Origin of the sequence: Chryseobacterium herbae, assembly GCF_025154075.1 — a bacterium.
GTDB classification, from domain to species: Bacteria; Bacteroidota; Bacteroidia; order Flavobacteriales; family Weeksellaceae; genus Chryseobacterium; species Chryseobacterium herbae.
On the sequence record NZ_JAOAMU010000005.1, the window covers coordinates 96,928 to 121,082 of the forward strand.

The 24,155-nt window shown below is 39.3% G+C and carries 22 protein-coding genes; 8 read left to right on the forward strand and 14 right to left on the reverse strand.

Going from position 1 to position 24,155, the window contains the following annotated elements; genetic code table 11:
* Positions 1 to 103 precede the first annotated feature (103 nt).
* Positions 104 to 1,411 (forward strand): Fe-S cluster assembly protein SufD, encoded by a 1,308-nt coding sequence (sufD, locus tag N0B48_RS15760; RefSeq protein WP_259840166.1) that lies wholly within the window; start codon positions 104 to 106, stop codon positions 1,409 to 1,411.
* A gap of 216 nt (positions 1,412 to 1,627) precedes the next feature.
* Here sufD and N0B48_RS15765 read toward each other — a convergent pair whose 3' ends face one another.
* Both N0B48_RS15765 and N0B48_RS15770 read right to left on the reverse strand, forming a co-directional pair.
* Entirely contained in the window at positions 1,628 to 2,548 is a 921-nt protein-coding gene (locus N0B48_RS15765) for a DUF3078 domain-containing protein (RefSeq protein ID WP_259839760.1), read from the reverse strand.
* 237 nt (positions 2,549 to 2,785) lie between these two features.
* On the reverse strand, positions 2,786 to 3,712 hold the full coding sequence (locus N0B48_RS15770) for a DUF3078 domain-containing protein (RefSeq protein ID WP_259839761.1): 927 nt from the start codon (positions 3,710 to 3,712) through the stop codon (positions 2,786 to 2,788).
* A gap of 257 nt (positions 3,713 to 3,969) precedes the next feature.
* Here N0B48_RS15770 and N0B48_RS15775 point away from each other — a divergent pair, with 257 nt between their 5' ends.
* From N0B48_RS15775 to gdhA, 3 genes are all read left to right on the forward strand, one after another.
* A complete protein-coding gene (locus N0B48_RS15775; RefSeq protein ID WP_259839763.1) occupies positions 3,970 to 4,737 on the forward strand; it encodes a rhomboid family intramembrane serine protease in 768 nt (255 codons plus the stop codon).
* A 120-nt stretch (positions 4,738 to 4,857) separates the two neighbouring features.
* On the forward strand, positions 4,858 to 5,967 hold the full coding sequence (gene dprA, locus N0B48_RS15780; protein ID WP_259839765.1) for a DNA-processing protein DprA: 1,110 nt from the start codon (positions 4,858 to 4,860) through the stop codon (positions 5,965 to 5,967).
* A 190-nt stretch (positions 5,968 to 6,157) separates the two neighbouring features.
* Positions 6,158 to 7,516 carry an NADP-specific glutamate dehydrogenase gene (gdhA, locus tag N0B48_RS15785; protein WP_259839767.1) on the forward strand — a complete coding sequence of 453 codons (1,359 nt, stop codon included), beginning with the start codon at positions 6,158 to 6,160 and terminating at the stop codon, positions 7,514 to 7,516.
* Between the two features lie 295 nt (positions 7,517 to 7,811).
* Here gdhA and N0B48_RS15790 read toward each other — a convergent pair whose 3' ends face one another.
* From N0B48_RS15790 to N0B48_RS15800, 3 genes are all read right to left on the reverse strand, one after another.
* Positions 7,812 to 8,141 carry a hypothetical protein gene (locus N0B48_RS15790; RefSeq protein ID WP_259839768.1) on the reverse strand — a complete coding sequence of 110 codons (330 nt, stop codon included), beginning with the start codon at positions 8,139 to 8,141 and terminating at the stop codon, positions 7,812 to 7,814.
* Positions 8,142 to 8,256: 115 nt separating this feature from the next.
* A complete protein-coding gene (locus N0B48_RS15795; protein ID WP_259839770.1) occupies positions 8,257 to 8,745 on the reverse strand; it encodes a YkgJ family cysteine cluster protein in 489 nt (162 codons plus the stop codon).
* Positions 8,746 to 9,717 carry an ion channel gene (locus N0B48_RS15800; protein WP_259839771.1) on the reverse strand — a complete coding sequence of 324 codons (972 nt, stop codon included), beginning with the start codon at positions 9,715 to 9,717 and terminating at the stop codon, positions 8,746 to 8,748.
* Between the two features lie 153 nt (positions 9,718 to 9,870).
* Between N0B48_RS15800 and N0B48_RS15805 the strand changes: the two genes are divergently transcribed.
* The gene (locus N0B48_RS15805; protein WP_259839772.1) at positions 9,871 to 10,251 is read left to right on the forward strand and encodes a group III truncated hemoglobin; all 381 of its coding nucleotides are present in this window, start codon (positions 9,871 to 9,873) and stop codon (positions 10,249 to 10,251) included.
* Between the two features lie 163 nt (positions 10,252 to 10,414).
* Here the strand turns inward: N0B48_RS15805 and N0B48_RS15810 are convergent, their stop codons facing one another.
* The 9 genes from N0B48_RS15810 to hflX all read right to left on the reverse strand — a co-directional run bounded on the left by N0B48_RS15810 (position 10,415) and on the right by hflX (position 20,069).
* The gene (locus N0B48_RS15810; protein ID WP_259839774.1) at positions 10,415 to 11,485 is read right to left on the reverse strand and encodes a calcium:cation antiporter; all 1,071 of its coding nucleotides are present in this window, start codon (positions 11,483 to 11,485) and stop codon (positions 10,415 to 10,417) included.
* Positions 11,486 to 11,724: 239 nt separating this feature from the next.
* Positions 11,725 to 12,063 carry a DUF6122 family protein gene (locus N0B48_RS15815; RefSeq protein ID WP_259839775.1) on the reverse strand — a complete coding sequence of 113 codons (339 nt, stop codon included), beginning with the start codon at positions 12,061 to 12,063 and terminating at the stop codon, positions 11,725 to 11,727.
* 32 nt (positions 12,064 to 12,095) lie between these two features.
* Positions 12,096 to 13,334 (reverse strand): hypothetical protein, encoded by a 1,239-nt coding sequence (locus N0B48_RS15820; RefSeq protein WP_259839776.1) that lies wholly within the window; start codon positions 13,332 to 13,334, stop codon positions 12,096 to 12,098.
* Positions 13,335 to 15,353, reverse strand: a complete 2,019-nt coding sequence (locus tag N0B48_RS15825; RefSeq protein WP_259839777.1) for a hypothetical protein — start codon at positions 15,351 to 15,353, stop codon at positions 13,335 to 13,337.
* Between the two features lie 16 nt (positions 15,354 to 15,369).
* On the reverse strand, positions 15,370 to 16,038 hold the full coding sequence (locus tag N0B48_RS15830; protein WP_259839778.1) for a hypothetical protein: 669 nt from the start codon (positions 16,036 to 16,038) through the stop codon (positions 15,370 to 15,372).
* Between the two features lie 86 nt (positions 16,039 to 16,124).
* Positions 16,125 to 16,844, reverse strand: a complete 720-nt coding sequence (locus N0B48_RS15835; protein WP_259839779.1) for a DNA alkylation repair protein — start codon at positions 16,842 to 16,844, stop codon at positions 16,125 to 16,127.
* Between the two features lie 61 nt (positions 16,845 to 16,905).
* Positions 16,906 to 18,192 carry a cation:proton antiporter gene (locus tag N0B48_RS15840; protein WP_259839782.1) on the reverse strand — a complete coding sequence of 429 codons (1,287 nt, stop codon included), beginning with the start codon at positions 18,190 to 18,192 and terminating at the stop codon, positions 16,906 to 16,908.
* Between the two features lie 21 nt (positions 18,193 to 18,213).
* Positions 18,214 to 18,843, reverse strand: a complete 630-nt coding sequence (locus tag N0B48_RS15845; protein WP_259839784.1) for a DUF4919 domain-containing protein — start codon at positions 18,841 to 18,843, stop codon at positions 18,214 to 18,216.
* Complete coding sequence (gene hflX / locus N0B48_RS15850) at positions 18,843 to 20,069, reverse strand: GTPase HflX (protein ID WP_259839785.1); 1,227 nt, start codon at positions 20,067 to 20,069, stop codon at positions 18,843 to 18,845. The genes N0B48_RS15845 and hflX overlap by 1 nt, the downstream gene beginning before the upstream one ends.
* Before the next feature lie 204 nt (positions 20,070 to 20,273).
* Here hflX and N0B48_RS15855 point away from each other — a divergent pair, with 204 nt between their 5' ends.
* From N0B48_RS15855 to N0B48_RS15865, 3 genes are all read left to right on the forward strand, one after another.
* Positions 20,274 to 20,981, forward strand: coding sequence for a LytR/AlgR family response regulator transcription factor (locus tag N0B48_RS15855; RefSeq protein WP_259839786.1), 708 nt, complete (start codon positions 20,274 to 20,276; stop codon positions 20,979 to 20,981).
* Positions 20,982 to 21,141: 160 nt separating this feature from the next.
* Entirely contained in the window at positions 21,142 to 21,624 is a 483-nt protein-coding gene (locus tag N0B48_RS15860) for a T9SS type A sorting domain-containing protein (protein WP_259839788.1), read from the forward strand.
* A gap of 4 nt (positions 21,625 to 21,628) precedes the next feature.
* Positions 21,629 to 24,151, forward strand: a complete 2,523-nt coding sequence (locus N0B48_RS15865; protein ID WP_259839789.1) for a beta strand repeat-containing protein — start codon at positions 21,629 to 21,631, stop codon at positions 24,149 to 24,151.
* Positions 24,152 to 24,155 lie beyond the last annotated feature (4 nt).

Below are 24,155 nucleotides of genomic sequence, written 5' to 3' on the forward strand. Positions count from 1 at the left end.
CAGCAGGGATTTTATCAATCCTTTCTGAAGATGCGGAAAACCCGCAATACATAATATTATTTTTAAATATATAAAATAAGGTGTGATGGCCGAAATATCAGTAATGGCTTTATACGATCAGATTATTGACAATCACGGTGAATTTTTGGAGAGCCTTCGTCACAGATTTCTGGATGAAGAAAGAAAATCTGCTCTTCAGAATTTCGAAAACTTAGGTTTTCCGACAAAAAAAGACGAAGAATATAAATATACCAGCATCAAAGAAATCACGGAGAAAAACTATAATTTTTTTCCGAAAGAAAGTCATAATATCACCAAAGAACAGCTGGATCAGTTGCACTTAGGGGAAGAAAATTTTGACTGGATCGTTTTTGTGAATGGTAAACTTCATAAAGAACTTTCAAAAGTTTCTATTGAAAACGTAGAATTTCTTTCATTCAACTATGCTTTGAATGATGAGAAACACAAAGAAGTATTTGAAAAGTATTTCAATACCATTGCTTCTAAAGATACTGCTTTCACGAACTTAAACCTTGCTTACTGCAAATACGGTTTCTTTCTGAAAGTTCCTAAAAATGTAGTGATCGAGAAACCGATTCACGTTTTTTATATTTCTCAGAATCAGGAAGAAAATACATTCTACAATACAAGAAATTTGCTGATTGTAGAGGAAGGAGCAAAAGTAGAGGTTATAGAAAGTCACCACAATTTCGACAGTACTTATGTGCTGACGAATTCTGTAACGGAGATCTTTACTTATCCAAATGCAAAGGCAGACTGGCATAAACTTCAGAACGACAACAACACGTCGTATCTTATCGACAGTACTTTCGCAAGACAGGAAAAAGACAGTTTAACGACTGTAAACACCTTCTCTTTTGGAGGAAAACTGATAAGAAACAACCTGGACTTCATTCATAATGGAAGCAATATCAATTCGTTTATGAACGGAATCACAATTATTGGAAAAGATCAGCTGGTAGACCACCACACGGCGGTTCACCACAATTTCCCTAACTGTGAAAGCTACCAGAACTACAAAGGTATTTTCGATGGAAATGCTCATGGTGTTTTCAACGGGAAGGTTTTCGTAGATAAAATTGCCCAGAAAACAAATGCTTACCAGCAGAACAATAATGTATTGCTAAGTGAGGGTGCCAGCATTGATACCAAACCTCAGTTGGAAATCTTTGCTGATGATGTAAAATGTTCTCACGGCTGTACCGTAGGTCAGCTGAATGAAGATGCGCTGTTTTATCTAAGAGCAAGAGGTATTTCTAAGAAAAAAGCTCAGGCTTTGCTTTTATATGCTTTTGCTAATGATGCGATGCAGAACATCGATATTGAACCGCTTAAAGAAAAAATTTCGAAACTTTTAGCTGAAAAGCTACAGGTGGATTTAGAATTTTAAGACTAATATAAATTGATACCAAAAAAAGCACTTCTTCTCGAAGTGCTTTTTTATTGATATCCTATCAGGAATGGAAGCCCGAAGCTGGAAGAAGAAACTTATTGAGTCCAAATCTAGACTCTATTGTTTTTTGAGACGACTTCTTACTATAACTGTCAGAAATCATAGGTCTACTAGTAACTTCCAGCCTCCCTCTTCCAGCTTCCAGCCTTATAACTATTTCAACCAGGATTGATTCTCCTTCTTATCGGAACGCTTCTTACCGTTATCGATATTATACGCGAATCCTACTCCCAGAGTCTGTTTAAGCTGTGTTTTCTGAATCTGGTTATGGTCATACATCAGATCCAGTGTAATATTTGTTGAGATAAACTTATTGATCTTCATATTAAGAATTCCGCTGTATCCAAGCACCAGATGGTCAGGTTTATCAAGATAGTTTGAAAATACGGAAGCCGTATTCGTCAGGTTGATGTTATCCATGATCTTGATTTTGTATATCGCCGTCCCCAGGAAACCGAACTGGAACAGAGAAGAATCTCCGTTATTTTTCAGTCCATAAGTTCCTGCCGTCTGAAGAGCTTCATCCAGAACAAAGGTCACTCTGGCATTAGCTGGGCGCAGCGTCGCTGTAAAATTGTCATTTGGACGATAAGTAACACCCACACCCACATTAAGGTATCCAGGAGCCATAAAATTGGAAATCTTCTTGGCATCAGGATTATTGCCATCCTCATAACCGCCGGCAAACTGGGTCTGAAGACCTATACCTCCGGAAAGATACCAGTTCTTGGCAAATTCACGTCCGTAGTTCGTAGAAATGTTGATCACATCCTGTGTTTTTCTGGTTCCGATCCCTTTTGTATTATTCTGTCCATAGCCCAGAATAATGACATTTTCCCAAAGGTCTTTCCCTTTTTCATAGGTAAGGTTGTAATTCACTCCGGCAAGCCATCCTACATTATTGGCTCCACCTCCGACCCAGTTCGAGAACGCGGCCTGATTGAGCATTAATGTATTTTGCCCCTGAATAGACCAGGCTTTTACAGTATCCGTCGTAGCAGCGTCTGCTTTGGCCTCCTGAGCCACCGTGCTTATTCCAATAGATATGGAAAAGGCTAATAAAAGTTTTTTCATAAGTAAGGATTTTTCGTTACAAAAATATACATATATTTTTTGGTAAAAAACTAATCACTCATTTATGAAATATGTTAATTGTTATTTAATGCATTAAACAGTCACTTAAATCCCCAAAATAAAAGAATAAAAACCGTCAAATAAGAAAATGCTGTTTAAAATATTTATCCAAATTACTCAAAACGAAAAAATCACCTCGGATGGAAGTGATTTTATATTGCTATTATAATTGAGTCTTTATTTTTTGATCCACCATTGGCTGTCTTTACGGTCGGAGCGTTTCACCCCATTATTCAGCGTATAGGCAAATCCTATTCCAAGGGTCTGTTTAAGCTGCGTTTTCTGGATCTGGTTATGATCATACAGAAGATCCACCGTGATATTGGATGAAATAAATTTATTCACTTTAAAGTTGATCAAAGCTCCGTAAGCAAGTACCAGTCTTTCAGGATGATCCAGATAATTCGAAAATACAGAAGCGGTATTGGTGATGTGAACATTGTCCATTAATTTCACTTTGTACTGTGCCGTTCCCAGAAAACCAAACTGTAATAGTGAAGTGTCCCCATCATTTTTAAGACCATAGCTTCCTGCAAACTGAAGATCTTTATCTAAGACAAAAGTCCACCTGCCGTTGGTAGGGCGAAGTGTAACCGTCAGATTATCATTAGGCCTGTACGTGATACCCATACCGAGATTGAGGTACCCGGGAGCCATGAAATTGGAGATCTTTTTGGCAGCAGGATTATTTCCGTCCTCGTATCCGGCTGCAAACTGCGACTGTAGGCCTGCTCCTAGTGAGAAATACCAGCTTTTGGAAAATTTACGCCCGTAATTGGTAGAAACATTGATAACGTCCTGTGTTTTCCTTATACCAAGACCTTTGGTGTCATTCTGCCCATAATCCAGGACAATAATGTTTTCCCAAAGATCATTGTCTTTTTCATAAGTAAGGTTGTAATTCACTCCGGCAAGCCATCCCACATTGTTGGCTCCTCCACCAACCCAGTTTGAAAAGGCCGCCTGATTGATCATTAAACTGTTTTTTCCTAATACCGCCCAGTATTTTACCGTATCCACGACTACTGAATCTCTTTTCAATTCTTCTTGTGCACTTGCATAAATCCCTATAGAAAAGGAAAGAATCAATAAAAACTTCTTCATTCTTTTACATGATTTTCATTACAAAAATATTAATATAATTTTTTTTAAAGCAAATCTTACCCCATAAAAAGCCTTAAACACGCTAAATTCTCTTCAAGCAACCAAAAACAGGCCAGTTTAATACGTTCAATGTCAAAATATTAAGCTTAACATTTTAAAATTGAAACCTTTTGTCTGAAAATAAACAGATCTCCACACCATACATCGCCAAATTTTCCGAAATTTATCATTGGCTTTTGATTTGACGTACCCTCCACATGTTTAAAAATATAATTTCCAAAAGGGCTGTTATCACCCCATTGCTGATGCTTTCGGCTATGTGGTTCGGCTACTTTCTGCAGATGCAGGGCTTTTTCCAAAGCTGTTTTGGGGCCATTATACCGTTATTGCCGGAAGGTTTGCTGGGAATCATCACCGCTCCTCTTCTGCATGGAAATATTGATCATATTGTAGGGAACTCTATTCCGATAGCGATTCTTCTTTTTCTTTTATACCAATTCTATCCTTTAGTCGCCAATAAAGTATTTATTATTGGATGGCTCGCAACCGGTCTTTTAGTCTGGATGCTGCCCCCTATAGACATTCTCACCGGCGATTATATGTACACCTGTACCATTGGTGCCAGTGGTGTAGTCTACGTCCTCGCCTTCTTCCTGTTCTTCAGCGGTGTTTTCAAATGGAATATGAAGCTGCTGACGATATCACTCCTTGTCGTTCTATATTATGGAAGTTTAATTTGGGGGATGTTTCCTGAGGAACTCTTCTATAATCTTCAGGAGCCAAGTAAAATCTCATGGCAAGCCCATCTTTCAGGAGCTGTCGTAGGAAGTATCATTGCTTTTGCGTTTAAAAATGTAGGCGAAAGAAAAAAAAAGTATATCTGGGAATTTCCAAATTACTACAGCGAAAAAGACGATAAACTGTGGCAGGAATACAAGGAAAACCATCCTGATGACTTTCTGGAGCTGCCCTATAAAAAGAGAGATGATATCTGGGATCATCTGGAGGAATTGAGAAGGAAATAAAATTCCGGGATGCGGGTTTCGTGGTTAGAACCGGCAACCCAACTCTAAAACTCTCAAACTCAATTACTCTCCAACACAAACAACTCAGGTTATTTTATTACATTTGGGGAAAAACACACAATGATTTCTGAAGAATATCTCTATGCCATCGCCTTGCGCGAGTGCAGCCTGGTAGGCGACATTAATTTTCACAAACTTGTAAGAACCTTTGGAAGTGCTGAAGAAGCCTGGAAAAGAGCAAAAAAAGAGTACAGCAAAGCCGACGGCGTTGGAAGAAAAACAGTCGCCGATATCGGAAATGAAGATTATCTGAAATTTGCGGAAAAGGAAATAAAATTCTGTGAAAAGAATCAGATTATGGTCAGACTGAGACACCTTAATGAACTTCCCTATTTGCTCAACGAATGTGATGACGCACCAGCCATTCTTTATCAGAAAGGAAGTTTTGAGGATGCATTACCGAAGATCAGTCTTGTCGGAACGCGGAATATGACTTCTTATGGGAAGCAGTTTATCAGTGACTTCTTCGAGGTAACAAAAGGCTACAAATGCGTATCTGTCAGTGGATTAGCACTTGGAGTTGATAAAGAAATTCATGAACAATCAATTCAACATAAAATTCCGACAATTGCTGTTCTTGCCCACGGATTTCATACCCTGTACCCTTCCAAAAATAAAAAACTGTCCGAGAAAATTCTGGAAGATAACGGCGCATTGGTTACCGAATTCAATTCTTCCAGAAAACCTGACCGTGAAAACTTCATTCAGAGAAACAGAATTATAGCCGGACTTTCTCCCTCAACCATTGTCGTGGAGACCGGATTTGGTGGCGGATCTGTAAGTACTGCTTCATTTGCCAACGACTATAACCGTGAAGTTTTTGCATTGCCGGGAAAGATCACAGATCCATACAGCCAAGGGTGTAATCAGCTGATTTTCCAGAATAAAGCATCATCCATTTCCACGATAAAAGACCTCATGGATTCATTGGGATTCAACGCTTCCAAAGAGAAAGCGGCAGAACTGTTCCCGTATAGTGAATTAAATATCCAACTTACTGACAGTCAGGAAACGGTTTACCAATCGATCAAGGCCCATCCGCAGGTATCTCTGGACGATCTTGCGCAGATGATTTCAATGGCCTCTTACAAAATTCTTCCTATAATTTTAGAATTGGAGCTTTTGGGGAAAGTAAAATCATTTTCCGGGAGGCAATTTAGGGCAATTTGAGAATTAACGATTTCTTAATATTGCATTATTTGAGACGTTACTTTTAATTTTCAACAAAATTTGAACATAAATTATCAATTTAATAATATTTCGGGACATTATTATTTAATTTTTAACAATGTTGAAATAGAGTATTGTGAATCTTGAAAAAAAAATTAAATTTGTTGACAATAATATTCAACCCTAATATATGGAACAATATAATATTGACCAGAAAATCCAGGAGTTTATTGCCAAGATTGAAGCAAAAAATCCTAATGAACCAGAATTTTTACAAGCCGTAAAAGAAGTAGCTGTGACTGTAATTCCGTTTATTATGACCAAAAAGGAATACACAGGAATGAAGCTTCTAGAGAGAATGGCTGAACCTGAAAGAGTTATAATTTTCAGAGTTCCATGGGTTGATGATAAAGGAGAGATCCAGGTAAACAGAGGTTTCAGAATCCAAATGAACTCTGCGATCGGACCATACAAAGGAGGAATTCGTTTCCATCCTACTGTAAACCTTTCAGTTCTTAAGTTCCTAGCTTTCGAGCAGGTATTTAAAAACTCATTGACTACTCTTCCAATGGGAGGAGGTAAAGGAGGATCAGATTTTGACCCACAAGGAAAATCTGACATGGAAGTAATGCGTTTCTGCCAGGCATTCATGACTGAATTATGCAAGCATATCGGTCCTGAAACAGACGTCCCTGCAGGAGACATCGGTGTAGGAGCAAGAGAAATCGGATATCTTTTCGGACAGTACAAAAAAGTAAGAAACGAATTTACCGGAGTACTTACAGGAAAAGGTCTTGCTTATGGTGGTTCACTCATCCGTCCTGAAGCTACAGGATACGGTGTAGTTTACTTCGCCGAGCAGATGCTTAAGACGATCAACGAAACTTTCAAAGGCAAAACGGTAAGTGTATCAGGTTTCGGAAACGTAGCCTGGGGAGTAATCAAAAAGGCAACTGAGCTTGGCGCTAAAGTAGTGACAATCTCTGGTCCGGACGGTTATATCTATGATAAAGATGGTATCAGTGGAGACAAAATCGATTATTTATTAGAACTTAGATCTTCTGGAAACAACAGAGCTGAAGACTATGCTAAAAAATATCCTTCTGCTGAATTCCACGCTGGAAAACGTCCTTGGGAAATCAAATGTGATGTAGCATTCCCATCTGCAACTCAAAACGAACTGGATCTTGAAGATGCTAAAGTTTTGGTAGGAAACGGATGTCTTTGCGTTACTGAGGCTGCGAATATGCCTTCTACTTTAGATGCAATTAACTATTTCTTAGACAATAAAATCTTATTCTCACCTGGTAAGGCTTCCAATGCAGGAGGTGTTGCCACTTCAGGTCTTGAGATGACACAGAACTCTATCCGTCTTAACTGGACTTCTGAGGAAGTTGACGCAAGACTGAAAGAAATTATGATCGGAATCCACAAGGCTTGTAGAGACTACGGAAAAGATGAAGATGGCTACGTAAACTACGTGAAAGGGGCAAACATTGCCGGCTTCGTGAAAGTAGCGGAAGCAATGCTAGCTCAGGGAGTGGTATAAAAATAAACAAAGGTTGGGTAAATTCCCAGCCTTTTTTGATACAGCCTGTTCCCGGGATAATGGGAAAAAAGTAAAAAGTGAAAGGAGAAAGCGCTGTACCTGTACAGCGCTTTTTTATTTTAATAGAATAAAATTTCGCCATAAATATTAACGAGTAACTTCTTTTTGTTTCCTGCACAAAAAGCTATTCCGTTGGAACCGCTGATGAAAATGCTACAGTTCAGAAGCCTTGAAATAGATCAAAAAAATCCTGAAACATGATGTCTCAGGATTTCCTTTCTGCTTTGTTCAATATTTACTTAGATGACTTTGCTTTTTTCTTAGCTTTTTTTTCTGCCTTTGTTACCTCTGATGGTTTCGTAGCATCGGCGGTGGTCTCCGCATTTACGGTGGCTGCATCAACTGTTGCAGCCGGAGTGGCAGCTGCATCTACCGTAGCTGTAGTCGTTGTCGTTACCGGAGTATTTTGTTTTTGGGTTGAATTTCCCGGTGTAGTCTGCTGTTTGGTTTGAGTGGTCTGGTTATTAGGTGTCTCGGCTGGCTTCTGCTGTTGGGTCTGGGTCTGTGCCGATACTGCGATTACGCCGACTAAAGTAAACGCTGCTGTTAAAACTAACTTTTTCATAATACAATATTTTAAATGGTTGTTTAAATTAAACGACTCATAGGATATTAAATTATGCGTAATAGTCTTATTTAACGTACTTTATCATTATTTAAGAGTTTTTACAAGGTTTGCCTTACCTTGTGATATTCTTCATCATCCTTTCCACGAATTCAAATGCAGCGGGACAGATAACGGTATTTTTCAACATCAAATCATTGATCTGATAGATCTTTTTACGGTCTGTGTGTGGATATTCCCGGCAGGCTTTTGGCCTTACTTCATAAATGGAGCAGGTATTGTCATTATTCAGGAAATAACACGGAAGATTCTGTAGCACCTTATCGTTATCTTCATCTACCCTTAGAAATTTAGCTTCAAAATCGGCCTGCTTCATCCTCAGATGCTTTGAAATACGCTCGATGTCTTTCTCGGTGTATAAAGGTCCTGTAGTTTTGCAGCAGTTGGCGCACTGAAGGCAGTCTACTTCATCAAAAACTTCATCATGAGTCTCCTGAACGACATAATCGAGGTTTTTGGGCGGTTTCTTTTTCAATCCGTCCAGAAACTTTTTGTGTTCCTTTTGCTTCTGTAAAGCCTGCTTTTTATAGAGGTCTAAATTCATTTATTCGTTATTTCCAGCCGTAGCCGGAAGATCTGTTTTTTGATATTCGTTAATTTTATCCAGATCCAGTATCGTGGTCAGATCATGCTGGTCGGGATAGTACATCGGGGCAAATTTAGCTCCGTACACAATTTCTGCCGAGACATATGAAGATCTCTGAACCACCGTATTGGAAAAGACTTCGTCAAATGCACGCACCTGAACAATAATCTCAATATCCGTATTCTTAAAATCATCCTCAGAAAAGCCGTAAAACGGTGAATCCTCCTTGATTTCATGAACAACTGTCCAGTTCAGTGCCAGTGTATTGATCTTACTTAAATGGGTCTTTAAAGAGTAGAAATTACTTTTCGGAACTCCATTCTCGATCACTTCAATCGCTGTAGAAACAATGACATCCGCATCTGTTAAAGCATTATTTTTAAAAGGTGCCAGTCTGAACATCAGGGCCCGTGAATGTTTAAACGGAGCAATTACAGCGATATCCGAAAATCTGAGATAAGCTCTCGGCCTTGAAAATCTTCCGTAAAAAAGACCGGTTGCAATGGCAAAGGTAAGCAATCCCAGAAAAGCCTCAAAAGTAGCCACAAGACTTGCTGTAAATCCTACAGGTGCAATTCTTCCGTAACCTACAGTCGTAAAGGTCTGCGAACTGAAGAAAAATACATCAATGAACTCGTTCAGAGGATCACTTTTATCAATTCCGGTAAGATGCTCTACTCCGATCAGATAATAAATCATTGCGAATACGAGATTGATCAGAATATAGGCGACCACCAGATAGGTTAAGAACCGGAAAGTCGACAGGTTCAACATGGTGTGATACCAGCTAAGTCTGTTGAAAACATTCACGCCTCTCCGCTTTACATTCGGAAGTCCGTCTTTATTGATGAACCTTCCGGATGAATTGCTTCCAAAACCGCTGTTTTCGGTGTTTTTCTGACGGATTTTCTGTCCGAAGCCTCTTGCCATTTTTATACTATTTATCTTTTAAAAGTAAGCGAATTAAATGATTTTTCAATCTCTTATTTCACCGTTCCCACTGCAAAGATAAAATATTGTTTTTATGAAATTTATCAAGCTGCCTATTCAGTTTTTAATTTGATTTTACAGTACATTTGAAATATGAAAAAATTGGAATCAAGAGAGGATATTGAGCATCTTGTGAATTCATTTTACGCAAAAGTCGTTAAAGATGAGACGATTGGTTTTTTCTTTACTGATGTAGCGAAAGTAGACTGGAACAAACACCTTCCTAAAATGTATTCATTCTGGGAGTCTATTCTGTTTGGGCAGATGAGCTACAAAGGAAACCCGATGGGCGTTCATTTTCCAATCAATGAAATCCAGGCCATGGAACAGCAACACTTTGACCGCTGGCTTAAGCTCTGGAGCACTACCATTGAAGAAAATTTCGTCGGAGAAAATGCGGACATGGCTATTTATAAGTCTGAAAATATCGCTAAGCTGATGGCTTTTAAAATGGAGCTGGCGAGGAGGCTGTGAGACAAGTTTGAGAGTCGGAGCGTTTTGGGTTTGAGAGTTTCGGAATGTGGGTTTTCGAGGTGCGGGATACGATATTTTTGGATTCGAGTTATAGATTTTGGATTAAAAAAACGAAAACTCCAGAAAACCTGACTTTTTCTAAACTCTAATTTCTAACCTCTAATTATGGAACAATGACCGTAAAGATGTAGGCGGCAAGATTCACTAATAAAACTGTTCCGTACAGGACATTCGTTTTTCCCCGGCTTAAAGAAAGCATCACAATAAATACAGATAATGAAAGAAGGATAATATCTTTTTTATCAAGTCCCAATACCAAAGGAATATCATACATGATACAAACGGCAGATACCGCCGGAATCGTAAGTCCGATACTAGCCAATGCAGATCCCAACGCCAGATTTAAACTGGACTGTATCTGATTGCTTCTCGCCGCACGGATGGCAGCCACGCCTTCAGGAAGAAGTACTACGCCCGCAATAATCACCCCAACCAAAGATTTCGGAGCCCCTATGCTCTGTACCATGCCTTCAATGGTTCCGGAAAGCCCTTTCGCCATCAACACTACAATCACAAGGCATACCACCAGGAAACCGAAGCTGATCAGCGTTTTGTTCAGGGAAGGAATATAATGTCCTTCCGGATGTTCATCGGGAACGATAAAGTAGCTTCTGTGACGCACCGTCTGTACCATCAGGAAGACTCCATAAATCACGAGACAGGCAATGGAAATAAATATAAGTTGAGCTTCGTTATAGAAAGGTCCGTTGACACTTGAAGTAAAATTAGGAAGAACAAGAGTAAGCACCAGAATGGAAACAATACTGACCAGATAAGTGGTTGCAGAAGTTCTTGCAAAGAACTGTTCGTGGTATTTCACACCACCCACAAGGATACAAATCCCCAGAATTCCGTTAAGAATAATCATGACGGCCGCAAAAACGGTATCTCTGGCCAGCGTGATCGCCTGATCTCCGCCGGCCACCATGAGCGAGATGATAAGCGCGACTTCAATAATGGTAATACAAAGAGCAAGGATAATGGTTCCGAACGGCTCTCCTACTTTATGAGCTACCACTTCTGCGTGATGTACTGCGGATAACACACTTCCGGTAAGCAGAAGTCCTGCAATGATGTCATTGATAACTCCACCTCCCATCAGGCCGGAAAAGTAATACCCCACCGCCAGAACAGGGAAAATATACGTATAATGTAAAAGTTCTTTTAATCTCATAAAGTGTCTACAAAATACAAAAAATCTATCAAATTTGAAATACCAAAAGAAAATATTAATCATATTTTAATGTAATAAAGAGGGAAGTCAGAAGCTCGATGAAGGAAGTTATCGAAGTCATCAACGACGAAGACCACCACTCTTAATCTTATAAATCCTACTTTATTACTTTATTACAACACGATTGATATTGAAGCCAGACATTAACTTCCAGCCTCCCTCTTCCATCTTTCTTCCTCTTAGTGCATCCACAGGTTAAAATCCAGAAAGTCCGTCAGCATATGAAACAGAAGACCGATGGCAATAATTCTGATATTTCCTTTGAAAAATAGCAGCAAAAAATACACCGCAATGGCATAATAGGAATGTAAAAAGTGAAAACCAATGCTATTTCTTGATGGATCAAAAACAGGATTGGCAAAAAGATGGTCCAGATCTACCAGCATAGTAGCCAGCATAATGCAGTACGCCTTTTTCCAGTTTTTGCGAAAAAAGATCAGGGCAATAAAAACCGGAAAAACCAGATGTAAAAAATAATGGGTACAAGTTTTCAGCAGTGCAATGTCAGATGGGTTCATGAATATTTTTTATATTTAAAACTGAAGAATTTCTACCATCTTAAAATTAAAGGCAGTTTTCCTTTCTTCGCTTTGATCTTCACCCAATAGTTTTGTGCTTTATTCCCATAGAATATATACTCTAGGTCTGAAAGTACATCCTTTTCCTTAGGCGTTAAAGTACTTAATGAAGAGAGCAGCAACGGACTGTTTCTGATGAAGATATAGTTTTCTTTGAGTTTTGGGGATAAGTGTATCGGTTTTCTGGTAGACTTTATAATAAGTCCGTCATTATTTCTTGCGATATGATTGGGCTGAAATGGAATGGCCGTAAACTGATCCTGAGCATTGATCCATTTTTTATGCTGAAAGTATTCCCAGATCTTTTCAGATGTTGGGCTTTGAAGATCCATCACATAATTGGGCTGAATAATTTTCTGAAAGGTCTTTTTCTCCACTTCATTAAAATTATCGTCATATTCATAGCTGATGATGGTATCATTCACCTGTTCAAGATCGGCAGTTGCTTTAAAATAACTGATCTGAGCCGAATCTGCGAGGTTTTTATCGAAAAGGCGGGCGTAATGTTTCACATTCCGGGCATCCAGTTCAACGTCTAAAAAGTGATTATTTTTCTGAATATCGGCTATGATAGAAGCTAAAGTTCCTGTTTCTGAAGTGTTCTTTATCTCAATTTCATATGCTTTTAATTCAATGGAAAAGTTCTGGATTTTCGGTCCTGAAATGAATGAGATACTTCCTACACCATGATTGATCAACTGATCTGCTGTCAGCGTATTTTTTTCGGAAGACTGAAAAAGGAGCTTATTAATAGCGGGAAAAGCCTGATCGGAAGTTCCTATGAGTGCATTTTTACCTTCTATTTTAATGAAAACCTGATCTTTGCGGAAGAGATCTTTTCCTTTGCTGATAAACTGATGGCTCTTTAAAAAAGCTGAGAATTGTTGCGGGTCTTTGAGTTCAACCACACTGTACCATTCTGAAAATCTGGTGTCTTTGAGATGGAAAATCTGTAAAAAATCCGGAATCCTGATCCCTGAGTCTTTTAATGAAATCTCCTTTTTATCTTTGGTTTTGCTTCCTGACCATTTTGAGGGATGGACAATAAAGCTTGAAATATACTGTCCCGTTAATTTTTTCACATCGATTAAAACGACTGCATCTGCATTTTTAGGGACAAATTTTAATGTTTTGTCTTTATAAAAACACACAAAATAGAGCGCAACTGCGAGTACAAGAATTAACGGGACAATAAGTTTCTTTTTATTCATCTATAATATTTGAGGCTTTTTGTCTGCTTCTTTAATTTTATAAATCTCATCAAACAAATCGAAGAAATACATCAGGCTGTTTTCTGAAGAATTTTTAATCTTATAATCCATTTCTGTTTCTATACTTTCTCCTTTTACTTCAGTCTTAAAATACATTTCACCCACATTTTTTCTGAACAAATCCAATGTTTTTCTTTCGGAAGGGGTTTTAAATTCTTTCTCCAAACCGGTTACCAATCTCTGAATATCCAATCTTCCGGATAACGGATATTTAGAAGAATCTTTGGCCCACTGCTTAGAAATATCAGACTGACTTTGAGGATTGACATTCTCTGTAGCGCTCGTCAGATAAACGATTCCGTCTTTTACTGTCATATACAGCTGATCCATATATCCGTCCCCTTTTTCATCCTTAAATGAGTAGAAATTTCCAATTTTTGAGAATTTTTTAGACAGATGTTTATTGGTAGCCATTACATTGAAAACACGGTTCCAATAGCCTTCATTCTCTGTTGCAAAAGCAAACGTAAAATTAGGAACAGCTACATCTTTGGTTTTCTTCACTTCCTTTTCATTGTAATCAGCATCATATTCGTAGTCTGTGTAGTCTACTTTTTTAGATTTTAATTCATTCAGAACAAAAATTCCGTTCCCCGGGGCAATTTTGGTGATGGCTTCTTCATCCAGAACAATTTTCATCGTTTCCATCATCAGCTCCATTTCCTTTTTGTATTCACCATCTCCCGTATCCTGAAGCAGGTCGTACATCATATCAAAAGATTTCGCTCCATTGACATTCATTACGTAATAACCGATGCTTTTGTCATTGATAAGCTCTGCCAGTTTTTTGTTTTTCTTCCCCTTATAAACAGATGAAATAGTCTTCTGAATACCAGGATTTTTATGCTGATAATTGTTCACCAGCCTTACTTTGTCTTTATCAAAATATAAGTTGTAGTACGAATTGGAATCGTATGCATTTCTGAAAAACTGTCCAAATTCAAAACGCTTCATCATTTTCCCATAGATTCCGTCATTCACCATTTTTCCATAATCTGTGTAGACGTATGCATCCGAATTGGGATCTCTGAAGCTCAGCATCGCTTTAGGAACTTCAAGCTCTAAGTTAGAACTGAAATACAGATCGAAACGGTCTTCCGCAATTTTCTTGACTATTTTGAAATTCTCAATATTCATAGAATCCAGCTCTTTCTGATATGCAGAATCTATTGCAGGCGCCTCATACTCCTCCTCTTTCGGGTACACTTCAGCTTCCCCTTCAGAATGCTGGGTATCTACGTTTTCTTTCGGATATTTATGATTCTTTTCCAGATATTTGATATCCTTCTGAATTCTGGTGATCTCCTTATTATTTTCTCTGATATTCTCTTTTAAATATTTGATATCTCCTTTCAGACTGATTATTTCTTCCTTGTAATCGAAAGGTTTCTCCGGCTCTATGGCGTAAGCAGTATCCACAACTACGGCAGCGCTGTCCGCAACAGTTGCAGCACTGTCCACAGCAGTATCAGCCCAGATATCTTTATAAGGTTTGGTATAGTTCACCATACTCAAAACAGCACGGTCATTGCTCCAGGCTACAAAAATATTATCATCTATGTCTACATAGGAATAATTCTTTTTCTTAGAAATTTCCAGTCCTTTTTTCTTGGTAGAATTGATGAATTCCTGAAACTTCTCTTTATTATCTACAATAAAATGAGTCGTGTAGGTTTGTATAGAGTCATTAAAACTGGCATAATGATACTGGGTAGCATCATATTTAATTCCCGTTTTGGAATAGTCGTTCCACGAAAACTTTTCTTTGTCCTTCTTGCTTAGTTCGTGCAACAATGGATTAAGCTTCTGCCAATTGATTTTCTGATTAAGTTGCTTTCCGTTGATTTCCATATAAAATACGGCATCACTTGGAAGTTTCATGCTTTTCTGTCCGAAAACAAGCATAAAACCAAAAAGTACGGAAGTAATTATCTGTGTTTTTAATACTATCGATTTCATGGTTGAATGTTAGAGTTTATTGAAATAATATCGTGTTTTGTAATTGTTTCTTTTGAAAAATAAGGTCTAAAATATCCGCTTCCAGCTTCACCGCTTTTTTGTTCGGCGCCAATACATAAGAAGAATTGGTTTGAGATTTTACCATATTTTCAAACTGCATGATGGAAGTATATTTTGCATCATTGAAGACTTCCCTGTCTGCCTTGCCCATCTTGTCGTAATCTGCTTTGAAGGTATTCACCTTGTTTCTGGTCAGTGATTTTTTCTCAAGGCTATGGCTGTAAATTTGGCTAGGAATCATCTTGCCGAGGATCTTTTTAGCTTTCAGCTGTTCCAGTCCGGCATTGATATTTTCAATTTTTTTAAAATTACAGCTTAATTTGATGATGTAATTATCGAAATCCATGGAAGTTTTTACATTGCTGATTCCAGGCGTTCCTTTAAAAATTTTAGCCGCTTCATTGATTTTATTCTCAATTTCAGACTTTTTTGGAACTTTTTTTCCGTTAATGGTTTCCATTTTAGAGATGGAAGCTAACCTTGTTTTGCTTTTACTGGCATTAAGAATGATGGTGTATTCCCCGGTTCCATCGGCCTTGACATTCACTTTATCCAGAATATCAAAACAACTGCTCAGGAATAATAAAGGCAGAAGCAGCGCCAACAGCTTCAGAAAATTTTTCATAATTGAGTTTTAAAACACAAAACTACTTAATTCCGTTTGAAAATACTTTATAGACGCTCTTATTTCACTGAAAACAACCATTTTTTTTAAATTCTGCCTTTCAGATAGTCTTGTCTCAGGTCTTCATCAAGCTTTTCAATGGCGTATCTCAGGCAGGTTCTCGGCATCTCCTGATAGTGTTTGTTCAAAAAAGAAATCAGCTCCGTTTCATTTTTCTGACCCATTTCGCGTAGCAGCCAACCGTTGGCTTTGTGCATCAGATCATGGGGATGTTTCAGATTTTTGGTCACGAATTCTTTCGTCAGTTCAAAAGATCCTTTTTTCACGTAATGCATCGTCCCTACTACAGCGATTCTCTTATGCCACATTTCATCAGAGTCTGAAAGGTTTCTCAACAGGTCTTCCTTTCCGTTTTCAAAGGCATATCGGCCCAGGATTTTATAACAGCTTGAATCTACAAGATCCCAGTTATTGACATACGGAAGATGATTCAGATAAAATTGAATAATTTCTTCTTGGAGAGCTTTATCCTTTGTTTTTTCAAACTTGGAGATCAGCATGAAAAGCGCGGTAAGTCTGTGTTCGTGGAATTTTGAAGACAGTATAATACTTAAGTCTTCTAAGTTTATTTTGGAATAATATGCTTTGGCTACCGATCTCTGATCCGGAACGGTTACGCCCAGAAACAAATCTCCCTCGCCATATTCTCCTTTTCCCGTTTTGAAGAACCTTGGAAAGAATTCAGCTTTTTCAGGAATGGACAGTACGGCCAGAGCTTCCTGTATTTCTTTGATGATATTGCCCATATGATGCAACCTGGTTGGATGGAAGTTAATTAAATTTTAAACAAATATAAATAATCTTCCATTACGCATGCTCATCCAAAGCAACGGTCTCCTGCGCCTCCTCTTCTTTTGCAATCGCTTTCGGATTGGCGACTTTAGCAATGGTAAGTCCCTGAACAATAATGGAGAATACAACAACACAATAGGTGATGCTTAAGATAATTTCGCTGTATTCACTTTTTGGGATAGACATCGCCAGTGCAATGGAAACTCCTCCACGGATTCCTCCCCAAACCAGAACTTTAATCGTCTGCGGACTAAATCTTGTTCTTAAAGACATGAATCTTGTAGGTACCCAGATCGAAATCAATCGGGCAATCAGAACGACTGCGATGGCCAAAAGACCTGGAACCATAAAGTGCTTTAAGTCTTTGATCATCAATAATTCAAATCCAATGAACAGGAATAAAACGGCATTCAGAATTTCGTCAATCAGCTCCCAGAATTTAATAAGATAATCCTGAGTGACAGACTTCATTTTAAACCTGACATTAAAATTACCCATAAATAAACCTGCGGCAACCATCGTCAACGGTCCGGAAATATGCATCTGTCTGGCGATAAGATAACCTCCCATCACCACAGAAAGCGTTACCAGAACGGAAATAATATAATCATCCACCTCACGCATCAGTCTGGAAGTAATCCAACCCAATACGACACCGAGAAGAATCCCTCCACCGGCTTCTTTCATCAGGAGTAATCCTATGCTTTCAACACCAAGATCCACTTCTTTTCCGATGGCCAGCTGCAGCACTACGGTAAACACCACTACGGCCATCCCATCGTTGAACAGAGATTCTCCGGCTACTTTTGTTTCCAGCGATTTGGATACATTCGCTTGCTTCAGGATACTTAAAACCGCAACCGGATCGGTAGGCGAGATAAGTGCTCCAAAAACCAGACAGTAAATAAATGGCAACTGAATTCCTAAAAACGGCAGCAAATAAAACATCCCGAACCCTACAACAAAAGTGGAAATAACCACGCCCGCCGTAGAAAATATAAGGACCGGCCGGAACTGTTCCTTGAGATCGTTGATATTGATATGGATTCCTCCCGCAAAGAGCAGGAAATTAAGCATGGCGCCCATCAGAACTTCCGTGAAGTCAATACTATTCATTAAATTATTAAGATGCCCGAAAGTACGTGGAAGCACGGCTTCTCCAAACATAACCAGAAAAATAGAAACGACAATGGCAATCACCATAATCCCGATCGTGCTCGGAAGTTTCAGAAATCTGTAATTAAGATAGGCGAAAATTGATGCTAATACTATTAAGGCTGAAAATGAATAATATAACTCCACTAAGTGTTTTTTTTAATTAATTTATAGGTCTAAATAAAGTATTTTAATAAATAACTGATGTCCATCTTTCTCCCAGATATCAAACATCCCTTCCTTGGTTGACTTTGATCCTCTTACATAATCTTTCCCGATATTCAGGATATTCAGAAGGATGTATTCGTCTCCTACGGAATTCACCAGATAGGCCGTTTTTTCAGAAGTTCCGTCTCCGGAATTCTTCATGCCTTCCGTCAATGAACGGAACTGGTTCAGGTGATGGATGAAATTGCTCCCGTCTTTCTGAGAATCATATGCCCTGAGAAGGACAAGAAGGATATCCAGATTCGTAGGATCTTGATTATAGAGAACCTTTCCCTGCTTGATGCATTCTTCAAAATTACTTTCTTTAAAAGCATCCGCAAGACTCTTAAACCGGTCATCAGACGTCGAAATTTTATCATTTCTGAAGTTTCTGCCATAGTACAGGTACTGGGCTTCAATGCTGTCCAGAGATTTCGGATATCCTTTGTATTTAAAAATCAGTTTCTCGTAATTGTAGGGAGAATCCTTTTTTGTAAGGCTTTTTTCAATGTCTTTCAAATCAACTTTCGATTTCTGGCTGAATCCAAAAACCGAAAACAAAACGAATAACAGGAAAAAGTGACACTTCATTAATCGTTGTTTTCTTCTACCTCGTCGTTGTCGAAATATTCGAAAAGGAAATCATTGTATGGGAATCTGGAGATATGAATCTTCATCACCTCATCGTAGATCATTTTTTTCATTTCCGGGAAATTTTCTTTCGTCAGGGCCGAGATGAAAACTGTAGGATATTTAGATTTACCCATCCATGTTTTAGTCCATTCCTCTAAAGAAACATTCTTTTTCGTAGATGGCGTAAGGTCATCCTCATCTTTTTTATCGTAGCTGAAATCATCGATTTTATTGAACACCATGATCATCGGTTTCTGATGAGCATCGATCTCCATTAAAATATTATTCACAGATTCTACCTGGTCTTCAAAGCTTTCATGGGAAATATCCACCACATGAATGAGCAGATCCGCCTCGCGAACCTCATCCAAAGTAGATTTAAAAGATTCTACAAGCTGAGTCGGAAGTTTTCTGATAAATCCTACCGTATCCGTAAGCAGGAACGGTAAATTTCCGATCACCACTTTTCTTACCGTAGTATCCAGCGTCGCAAATAATTTGTTCTCTGCAAAAACGTCGGACTTTGAAAGGGCATTCATCAGCGTAGATTTTCCTACGTTGGTATACCCTACCAAAGCTGCACGCACCACTTTTCCGCGGTTGTTACGCTGGGTAGCCATCTGTCTGTCGATGGTTTTGAGTTTATCTTTTAACAGGGAAATTCTGTCACGAATGATACGACGGTCAGTTTCAATCTCCGTTTCTCCGGGACCTCTCATCCCGATTCCCCCTTTCTGACGCTCCAAGTGAGTCCACATCCTTGTCAGACGTGGTAAAAGATATTGGTATTGGGCCAGTTCTACCTGAGTTCTCGCATAGGAAGTCTGTGCTCTCTGTGCAAAAATATCGAGGATCAAATTGGTTCTGTCCAGAATTTTTACTTCTATTTCTCTTTCAAGGTTTTTAAGCTGGGAAGGAGATAATTCGTCATCAAAAATGACTGTTCCGATCTCGTTTTCCTTTACATATTCTTTTATTTCCTGAGCTTTTCCACTTCCGATAAAAGTTTTGGAATCCGGCTGGGTTAATTTTTGTGTAAATCGTTTATGGACCGTTGCACCTGCTGTGAACGCCAAAAACTCCAATTCATCCATATATTCCGTAAGCTTGTCTTCATCCTGATTTTGGGTGACAACCCCTACCAAAATAGCCTTCTCGTAATGATGTTCTTTCTTATCTAGCATTAATTTCTGTCTATGTTTGTGATTTTCACAAGATACCAATTTTCAGGAAAAAAAACAAAATCAATTTTAAGTATTCCCCATTTTTTAATGTTAATTTAAGTTTACAATAACTTTCTTTTGCAAAAAATCAATAACTTTATAAAGCTGATTTATAATTGATAAACATAAAAAATTGTAAATCTTATAAAAACTAACATCCAAATCATGATTACGCGTATTAACTGTATGATCATTGATGATGATGAACTGGACAGACTGGTTCTTCAGCATCACATCAGACAATATGACAACATAGAAATTATTGCGTCTTTTAATTCGGCGGAAAAGGCTGTTCCCTATCTGGAGTTCCCGATAGATCTTCTGATCTGCGAAACCCGGCTTTCCGGCATGAGCGGTCTGGATTTCAGGAAACTGGCTCATAAAATCCCAGCCTGCATCTTTGTAAGTTCCCACGCAGAAATGGCTGCAGAAGCTTTTGAAATTGATGCCCTTGACTTCGTCACAAAACCTCTTAAACCCGAACGTTTTCACACTTCAATGCAGAAAGTCTTCCATTTTTTTGAAACAAAAGAAAAATGTGACTGCTTCGATGCTCTTCTTGGTGAAAATTGTATCAAAATAAAAGAAGGTGGCCATATTTCTCAGATCAAGCTTACTGACATTCTCTACCTTGAAGCCCTAAAAGATTACACCCTACTCGTTACTCATGATAAGAAACACTGCATCCTGGATTCCCTGGGAAATCTGCTCCATAAAAGCTTTTTCGACTCCTTTGTAAGGATACACCGCAGCTATGCCGTCCCCCTTCATTTCATCCGCGGAAAAAACAGCCATGAAATTGAACTGATCCATCAGATTAAGCTTCCTATAGGCAGAACTTACAAAGAAAGCCTCTCTTTTCTCGATCCTTAACCCCTGAATACCAACATTTTTGCAACAAAGTGCCGTTGGTCGATTTTTTTTACCGTTAGTCTATTTTCCTCCTATCCGGTTGTGATATGTGGTAATTTAGTGTCTACAAATTTTCTTTTGAAAACTTGGAAAACCAATTAATAACCACAAAACCATTTACATGAAAAGAACATCTATTCACTGCTTCTTTCTCATCCTGTTCTCCTTTTCCGTCAGTATGTTACAAGCCCAATCTGTGGTGCTGGCTACGGGAACAAATGCATCGGGAAGCAACGGCTCGGTTTCTTACAGTGTCGGCCAAACCACCTATCTGTACAAGGGGATCAATTCCCAGGTAACGGAAGGGGTACAACAGGCCTACGAAATCACGACACTCTCTGCCAGTGAAACCGCATCAAAGCAAGAAGGCATTCTACTCTATCCTAATCCTGTCAGAGATTATCTGTACATCGATTTTAATTCAGCTCCGTACAAAGGATCCGAATACCAGGTGTTCGATGCTCAGGGTAAGCTGATCAAAAAGGACATGATCTCACAGTCAAAATCCGAACTCGATTTTTCCTCTCTTCCTTCGGCAGTATATATTATCCGGATCAATCAGAGTGGAGAAAACCTAAAAACATTTAAAGTCATAAAAAAATAACGCCATGAAAAAAATATTACTCTCGCTGGGGATCATGCTGGGTCTCTTTATGGGGCATGCACAGGCTCCGGAAAAAATGAGCTACCAGGCTATCATGAGAAACGGATCCGGCCAGCTTCTGGTCAATCAAAATATCGCTGTTAAAGTAAGTGTGTTACAGGGCTCTCCTGCCGGGACACTGGTCTATTCTGAAAGATTAACCGGACTTACCAACGCGAATGGACTTATCAGCATGGAAATAGGAACAGGGACGGTGCTTTCCGGAACATTTTCTACCATTAACTGGCCTTCAGGCAGCTATTATCTAAAAACAGAAACTGATCCGGCCGGTGGTACGAACTACACCATAGCAGGAACAAGCCAACTATTAAGTGTGCCTTATGCTATGTACGCCAAATCTGCAGGCGGAACCGGTGGAACCTTTGCCATCCCCTACACTAATACGGTCAACAATGCTTCCACTCTATTCTCCCTTACCAATGACGGGGATGGAACTTCTGTGGAAGGCATCAGCAATACAACATCTTCCAGCATAGCTGCTGTACGTGGAATTGTAAATAATGTAGCACCGGGAGGATTCTCCAGTGCAGTAAGAGGTATCAATAACGGAACCGGCGGACTTGGAATAGGAATCTGGGGAAGCCAGGCCGGAAGCGGATGGGGAATATATGGAGTGACTCCTACAGGTCTTGGAGTTTACGGAAATTCGTCAGGTTCCGGAACAGGTGTTTACGCCAACAGTAATACCGGAACAGGTCTTACTGCTACCAGTAACAATGGAATTGCAGCCAGCCTATCTATTTTCAACAATGCCAACAGTAATAATGTGCTTAATGCCAATACGCTTGGAAACGGAACAGTCATCAATGTTTCCTCATCAGGAAACGGCACAGGGGTTTTCAGTTCAACAGGAAGCGGATTTGCGGTACATGGTATCACAAGTGCACAGACTTCAGCAGGTATTATCGGAGACAATACCGGAGCCGGTGAAGCGGTAGTGGGTAGAACAACCAGTGATATTGCCGGAGCAGTAGTAGGAAGAAACGATGGTGGAGGTTATGGGGTAAGAGGTTTTATCTCTACAAATACTACAGGAACAGCTGTCGGGGTTTTAGGACAGGTAGGATCGAATAACAGTAAAGGACGTGCTGGGCGTTTTGAAAATTTTAATGCTTCCAATGAACTCAATAATGTATTTGAAGTGGAAACCAACGGTAACGGAAATATTCCGGATAACACTCAGGGTAATGCTGCTTCTTTCTTAGTTGATAATACCAACAGTGTCGGAGCAGCGGTAAGAGGTGAAGTAAATACTATTTTCGGAAACTTCGGTGCCGCAGCTATTTTTGGGATTTCTTCAGGAACAGGAGGTCGCGCAGGATTATTCTATGCGTCAAATCCTTCCGGAAACGGAGCTGCATTAATTTCTTTAACTGATGGAAACGGAAATGCCATCACCGCCAATGCCGGTAAAGACGGAAACGGTGTTGAAACCAATATCGACGGTGCAGGAAATGCTCTTTATGCATGGGTGCCAACTTTTGCTACAGGCCGGGCTGGAAAGTTTAATATCTTCAATGACGCCAATACGAGCGATGTAATAACGGTAACCACTGTGGGTAACGGTACTGCCGGAAACTTTAAGGTTGACCGGGTAACTGGTACCTCTCCCGCTGTAAAAGGAGAAGTAAATTCACAATTTTCCAATTTTGGAACTGCCGGGATCTACGGTATTTCTTCAGGAACCGGTGGTTTTGCCGGATTATTTCACGCCAGCAACCCGGCTGGAAACGGTCCTGCCCTGATCGCTATCGCTGACGGTAATGGCAATGGTATAACAGCTAATGCCACAAACACAGGAGATGGTATAGAAACCACTGCAGACGGAACAGGAAACGCAATTTTTGCATGGACTCCTAATTTCAGTAATGGTAAAGCGGCAAGGTTTGTTAATTTTAATGATGCCAACACGAATGCTGTGCTTACTGTGGAAACGCACAGTACTGGTAATTTGGCCATATTTAAGTCCGGAACTCCGGGAACAGTCAATGTCGCGAGAATCAATTCTGCAGGACGTGGATTTTTCAATGGAGGAACCCAAAGCAGTGGAGCCGACGTTGCTGAAGCATTTGATGTAGAAGGCCATACTTCGGAATATGAACCGGGAGATATCTTAATCATCTCAACAGATTCCGACCGTACCGTAGAAAAATCATCAAAACCCTATTCTACGCTTGTTGCCGGAGTTTATGCAACAAAACCGGGTGTTCTTTTAACGGAAGAAAATATAGATTCTGAATTAACAGGAAAAGTTCCGATGGGTGTCATCGGCGTCATTCCTACGAAAGTCTGTCTGGAAGGCGGAAAAATTAAGAGAGGAGATCTTTTGGTGACCTCTTCAATATCCGGAACTGCCATGAAAGCAAATCCCAAAAAGGTAAAAATCGGCCAGGTGATAGGAAAAGCACTTCAGGATTATGACCAAAACTCGGTTGGTAAAATTAAAGTACTGGTAAACATTAAATAAAATA